This window comes from Bradyrhizobium sp. DN3, assembly GCF_041357655.1.
In the GTDB taxonomy this organism is placed as follows: Bacteria; Pseudomonadota; Alphaproteobacteria; order Rhizobiales; family Xanthobacteraceae; genus Bradyrhizobium.
This window is the reverse complement of record NZ_JAULLN010000088.1, coordinates 1-1,040: the sequence shown is the minus strand read 5'-3', so window position 1 is coordinate 1,040 and position 1,040 is coordinate 1. Positions and strand designations below refer to the sequence as shown.

Below are 1,040 nucleotides of genomic sequence, written 5' to 3'. Positions count from 1 at the left end.
TGACCCTGGCTGTGTGAAAAGCCACGAGTCGGCTACGATTCCGCCGTTTCCTGGTGGGGGATACGGATGGGACGCTTCGTTAAAGGCGCGGACAGATCCCAGCTGACGCTCTTGCCGGAATGCCTGGAGGATTGGGTAAGCGAGGATAACGCGGTCCATGTGATCGATGTGTTCGTCGAGGCGCTCGACCTGCTTGGAATGGGGTTTGAGCGTGTGATCGCCAAGCAGACGGGCCGCCCCTCCTATCATCCGGCAGTCCTTCTGAAGCTTTACATCTACGGTTATCTCAATCGGGTGCAATCCAGTCGCCGCCTGGAACGTGAGGCGTGCCGCAATATCGAGGTGATGTGGCTGATCGGCCGCCTGGCTCCCGATCATAAGACGATCGCCGATTTCCGGAAGGACAATGGTGCGGCGATCCGGAAGGTTTGTGCGAAGTTCATTGCACTATGCCGGCAAATGGGCCTGTTGCAGACCCCAAGCGTCGCAATCGACGGCAGCAAGTTCAAGGCGGTGAACAACCGCGACCGCAACTTCACGCATGCCAAGATGGCGAGGCGGATCGCGCAGATCGAGGAAAGCGTCGGTCGATATCTGCGTCAACTCGATAGCGCCGATCGGCAGGAGCCATCGGAAGCGATCAGCATCAAGACGACAAGGATCAAGGAAAAGATCGCTCGGCTGAAGCAGGAGATGAGCCGCCTGGAAGTGCTTGACGCGCAGATGCGCAACACGCCAGATCAACAGATATCGCTCACCGATCCGGATGCCCGTTCGATGGCCACCAGTGGCCGCGGATCGGGTGTCGTCGGCTACAATGTCCAGGTCGCGGTGGACACCGAACACCATCTGATTGTTGCGCACGAGGTCATAAACGTTGGCAACGACCGTGGGCAGCTTGCTCGGATGTCGAAGCAAGCCAAAGAAGTGCTCGAAGTAGACAAGCTCGAGGCGGTCGCCGACCGTGGCTACTTCGACGGAGAGGAGATATTAGCCTGCGAAGAGGCTGGCGTTGCAGTCACCTTGCCCAAGCCCATGAC

At 58.7% G+C, this 1,040-nt stretch carries 1 protein-coding gene; it reads left to right on the top strand.

Features of this window, described 5'->3' with window-relative positions:
- Window positions 1-66 precede the first annotated feature (66 nt).
- The coding region (locus tag AAE027_RS39465) for an IS1182 family transposase (protein WP_370991178.1) at window positions 67-1,040 on the top strand (974 nt) is incomplete at its 3' end.